Source organism: Bacteroidota bacterium (assembly GCA_034723125.1).
Lineage (GTDB): Bacteria > Bacteroidota > Bacteroidia > CAILMK01 > JAAYUY01 > JAYEOP01.
Genome location: JAYEOP010000144.1, coordinates 1 through 4,002, shown reverse-complemented (window position 1 = coordinate 4,002; position 4,002 = coordinate 1). Strand labels below are relative to the sequence as shown.

Here is a 4,002-nt window from a genome sequence, read left to right as displayed (position 1 = left end):
AATGAGTGCTGGCAGTATTACCAACGAACAAATTGGCGAATATATTTCGGCTATGAGTAATGGTGCTACCATTAGCAATCAGCCTTTTGGATATTTAGTTTGGGGCATTGATGATAATACCGAAATGAAGCGTATCCAAAAAGATTTCACAACACTTTTACAAGAAGAAAAAAACTCACAAAACCAATTGATTAACGCTTTTAAAATACTTGGATACGAATTATGATCAAAAAAAATAAGAATATTGAAGTCAAAGGTATCTCTATTTCAGTTTTTCAAACAAAAAAAGATGATTATATCTCCTTAACAGATATTGCAAAATCAAAGGACGGAGATTCCAGGGCGGCTGATATTATAAAAAACTGGATTCGAAACAGAGGAACAATTGAGTTTATTGGTACCTGGGAGCAATTGCACAATCCCGGTTTTAAAGTGGTCGAATTCGACCACTTTAGAATGAATGCAGGTTTAACAAGTTTTGTGTTGAGCCCTGGCAAATGGATAGAAAAATACGGAAAATAATTATGAAAGATACATCAAAAAATACCAATGCATTAGTCCGCTCTTCAGCTGCTGAGTATTTAACATTTATAGCTTCTAATGGTGAAGGGGGTGTTGAAACGGTGTATGCCGATGAAAATATTTGGCTAACACAAAAAATGATGGGCACACTCTACAATGTAGAAACTCACACCATTAATTATCATTTAAAAAAGATATTTTCTGATAGTGAATTGCAAGAAAATTCAGTTATTCGAAATTTTCGAATAACTGCTACCGATGGTAAAAACTACAAAACAAAGCACTATAATCTTTCGGCAATTATTGCAGTAGGTTACAAAGTAAATTCAGAACGGGCAGTGCAGTTTCGCAAATGGGCAACAACTATTATTCAGGAGTTTACCATTAAAGGTTTTACCATGGATGATGAGCGTCTTAAGAATGATGGGTCAATACTTGGTAAAAAATATTTTGAAGAACAATTACAACGGATTCGGGAAATTCGTTTGAGCGAACGAAAATTTTATCAAAAAATAACAGATATATATGCTACTGCAATAGATTATGATGTAAAATCACAGTCAACAAAACGCTTTTTTGCTACTGTCCAAAATAAATTACATTGGGCTATTCATGGACAAACCGCTGCCGAAGTAATTGTTGATAGGGCAAATCATAAAAAAGATAAAATGGGACTGACAACATGGAAAGATGCTCCCAAAGGCAAAATTCAGAAATTTGATGTTAGCATCGCAAAGAATTATTTATCGACAAAGGAATTGGAGCAATTGCAACGTTTAGTTTCTGCTTATCTCGATATTGCCGAAGATATGGCTTTAAGGCAAATACCATTGACTATGGAAGATTGGGAAACACGGCTAAACCGCTTTATAGAAGTAACGGACAGAAAGATATTACAGAATGCTGGGAAGGTAACAGCAGAAATTGCAAAAGCTCATGCTGATAGCGAATTTGAACGCTACCGCATTGTTCAAGATCGTTTGTTTGAAAGTGATTTTGACAGAGAATTAAAGAAGATACCAGAAACAAAAGAGAGAAAATAATATGCCAAATATAGTAAATGTACAATACAAACAAACAGGAAAAAGTGTCAATATTGATGATACAGGAATGAGACCAATGGCAGCACGAGCTTATGAATATCGTGATGCTCAATATTTACTAATTAGTGCCTCTAAGAAAACTATCAAATTTTATGATTTCTAAGATTTTTTACCTACCTTTACCGTCAGACAAGTGAGACTTTTAGTTTTGTAGAGTTTTTTTAAGAGACACTAAATACATGTAAAAAATTCTAATCTTTTTAATTAACTTTGAAAGTTTAAATATTTAAGCATCAAACTTATGAAAAAAAACAAAACTCTTTTTCTATCCTTAATATTCAGTTTTATAATTGGAATTATCTTTTGGGGATTTATAAAAAATAACAACAAAACTACCTTTTACAAAGCTACAGAAACGGATGTAATTGGCAATGAAGATGAATCAAATCATATAAAAAGACAAAAATGGATTGATGAGATGCACAAAAGTGCAAAAGGTACAAATTGGAAAAAAATTGAATTATCAAACAGAATAAAAAGAGCAAATAAATATAGAAATTACTATCGCAATAATTTTTCAGAAAGAACAAATATTGCAACAGGAAAATTAATTGGACACTGGAAAGAAACAGGAAGTAATAATCAAGCTGGAAGAATACACCTTAGCGAAATAGATACTCTAAGTAAAAAGTTATATTGTGCTTCAGCCGGTGGAAATATTTGGAAAACAAAGAAAGGAGAAGATAATTGGTCAGTAATTAATGACCAATTTAAAATTCCAAAAATCATAGCTTTAAAAGTATCTTATTCCCAAAGCTTAAGAAGGATTTTTGTAGTTTCAGGGAGTTTTTCAATTGAAGGATTTTTTTATACCGATAATGAAGGACAAAGTTGGAATATTGCAAGTGGCTTAGAAAATATTGCAAAATGGGGAGTTATCAAAAGAGCAATTTTTACAACTGACAGCACAAATTCTATTTATTTACTTGCTAAAGAATGGGATTATACTAACTGGGATCCTATGACATCAGTTTATCGCTCAACAGATTTTGGTATTTCTTTTACACAAATTGCTAGTTTTGACAAAGCTACTTACGGAGATGTTAATAAATTTGACATTTGGGCTGACAAATACAATTCCGATAAAGTTTATTTATTGGAAAATAACAACATCCATTCTTTTGATAAATCAAATAACCTAAATTTTATAAGTAGCTTTACAATCAACAATTCAGGAAGTAAAATATTAAAAGGTTGCAAAACAAAAAACTCTACAACACTTTATGTTTCTGTAAGTGCCAATAATGAATCGAAGATTTATCGTTCCATGGATGAAGGCAACAACTGGGCTTTTCAAGGAACAGTAAATACAGATCCTTTTACAAGCAACAGCTTTTGTGTTTCTTCAACAAACCCTGACAATCTTTATTTTGGAGGTGTAAATTGCTTTAAAAGTTATGATGGTGGTGCAAGCTGGACATTAATAAATGAGTGGTATAAATATTACAATTCTGTTGAAAATAAACTTCATGCCGATATCCCGGGAATAAATATTTTTAAAACTTCAGCAACTCAGGAAAAAGTTTATATCTCAACAGATGGAGGGCTTTTCCTTTCACAAGATTCTATGCAAACAGTAGAAAATGTTTCACTAAAGAATCACAGAGTAAGCCAATATTACTCAACTTACACCTGCCGCTTTTCACCCGAGATAGTTCATGCAGGAAGTCAGGATCAAGGCTATCAGTTAAGCAAAGAAATTGACGGGAAATTTCGCGATTTCGAACAAGTGGTAAGTGGCGATTACGGTCATATCGTTTCAGGAGATGAAGGAGCAAGTGTGTGGATGGTTTATCCCGGTTTTGCAATTTATTATCCAAATATTAACGACAATACATCAAGAAAAAAATGGGATTTTAACATGACAGGACAGTACTGGATGCCACCACTCATGGAAGACCCTGAAGACAATGAAAGTGTTTACCTTGCTGGTGGAAGCACAACAGGAGGAGCACATATTTTTCACTTAACCTACCAAATTTCACATATAAATTTTAACGAACTGAGTTTTGATTTTAGCAATGCTAATAATTCAAAAATTTCTGCAATGGCTTACTCTCCTTTGGATAAAAATACAAGATATGTTTTAACAAATAACGGAGAATTTTTTGTTTCACAAAACGGAGGAGCAAATTGGACTTTAAGTTCAGCAATCAAAGATTTTGGAGCACATTATTTTTACGGTGCTGACATCATTGCTTCACAAAAAGATTCCTCAACCGTTTACATTGCCGGCAGTGGTTATTCAAATTATGCTGCCTTTGTTTCTTACGACAAAGGAAAAACATTTGACTCTCTCGGAACAGCATTGCCAAGCACTTTGGTTTATGCAATTACAGCAACAGAGGATGAAAAATATATTTTTGCCGCTACAGAA

4 protein-coding genes and 1 pseudogene are annotated in these 4,002 nt (G+C 33.1%); all 5 read left to right on the top strand.

What is annotated here, in order from left to right:
• Positions 1-226, top strand: a 226-nt coding sequence (locus U9R42_04295) for a putative DNA binding domain-containing protein (GenBank protein ID MEA3495236.1), incomplete at its 5' end; no start/stop codon positions are given.
• A pseudogene (locus tag U9R42_04290) lies at positions 223-510 on the top strand (KilA-N domain-containing protein). The gene U9R42_04295 and the pseudogene U9R42_04290, both read left to right, overlap by 4 nt.
• A gap of 14 nt (positions 511-524) precedes the next feature.
• Complete coding sequence (locus U9R42_04285) at positions 525-1,565, top strand: virulence RhuM family protein (protein MEA3495235.1); 1,041 nt, start codon at positions 525-527, stop codon at positions 1,563-1,565.
• Position 1,566: 1 nt separating this feature from the next.
• Positions 1,567-1,728: a hypothetical protein gene (locus U9R42_04280; GenBank protein ID MEA3495234.1), complete on the top strand. Its 162-nt coding sequence runs from the start codon at positions 1,567-1,569 to the stop codon at positions 1,726-1,728.
• A gap of 138 nt (positions 1,729-1,866) precedes the next feature.
• Positions 1,867-4,002: hypothetical protein (locus tag U9R42_04275; protein MEA3495233.1), on the top strand; the 2,136-nt coding region annotated here is incomplete at its 3' end.

What these genes read in the sequence shown, in the direction of transcription:
- U9R42_04285 (MEA3495235.1), top strand. Translation starts at nt 525, where the DNA reads ATGAAAGATACATCAAAAAATACCAATGCATTAGTCCGCTCTTCAGCT.
- U9R42_04280 (MEA3495234.1), top strand. Translation starts at nt 1,567, where the DNA reads ATGCCAAATATAGTAAATGTACAATACAAACAAACAGGAAAAAGTGTC.